We start from the raw sequence: 711 nt of genomic DNA, 5'->3' as shown, positions 1-711 counted from the left end.
GCTGTGGCGCGAGCTTGCGCAACCAGGGCTTCGAGGCGGCGGACCTCAGCCTGGAACGGACGCGGGTCGATCTGGAACAACAGATCGCCTTTCTTGACCAATGCGCCTTCGGTGAAGGTTACGTCATCGATCTGGCCGGAGACCCGTGGACGAATCTCTACCGTTTCCGGCGCTTCCAGGCGCCCGGTGAATTCGTCCCACTCGTTGACTGGTTGCTCCAGCACCTTGGCCACGCTGACTTTGGCCGCGGGCATGGTGGCGGCAGCGTCCGGAGTCTTGCCGCAGGCGCTCATCACCATCACGGCCAACAGGGCCAAGGGGAAGCGCAAATGTTTGAGTGACTGTTCCATGGATGCATCCGCCAATGTATTGAGATGGGCGGATAATGCTTGGCGGGGCGGTATCAAACGAATCGAACGAGGCAAAGGTAACTATCATTCGGAATGATATAAGCCAGAAGCAAGCCCTCTAGCATGCACCTTTCGTTAGCGGGCTATCAAATGAAATGATGACAATTGTGTGTTGCGGGGAATGCAAAGGTTTGGCTTGAAACCGTGTAGTGGCCTTCGCTGAGGATGGATGGGACCCCGCGCCCCGGGAATTTTTGCGAACTGTTTGTTTTCGTCACACGAAGCTGCAACCAACGTATGCTCGACTCCGTTCAGCAAGTCTCGCCGCGGCTGTTACAAGGCAGGATTTCCTGAGCTCGCC

At 57.0% G+C, this 711-nt stretch carries 1 protein-coding gene; it reads right to left on the bottom strand.

What is annotated here, in order from left to right; translation table 11 throughout:
• The coding region (locus AC1DLB_RS31355) for an efflux RND transporter periplasmic adaptor subunit (protein WP_477786449.1) at positions 1–350 on the bottom strand (350 nt) is incomplete at its 3' end.
• Positions 351–711: the final 361 nt, after the last annotated feature.

Source organism: Pseudomonas sp. 05N434 (assembly GCF_056396965.1).
The sequence above is the reverse complement of the archived record's forward strand: the minus strand, read 5'-3'. Positions and strand labels throughout refer to the sequence as shown.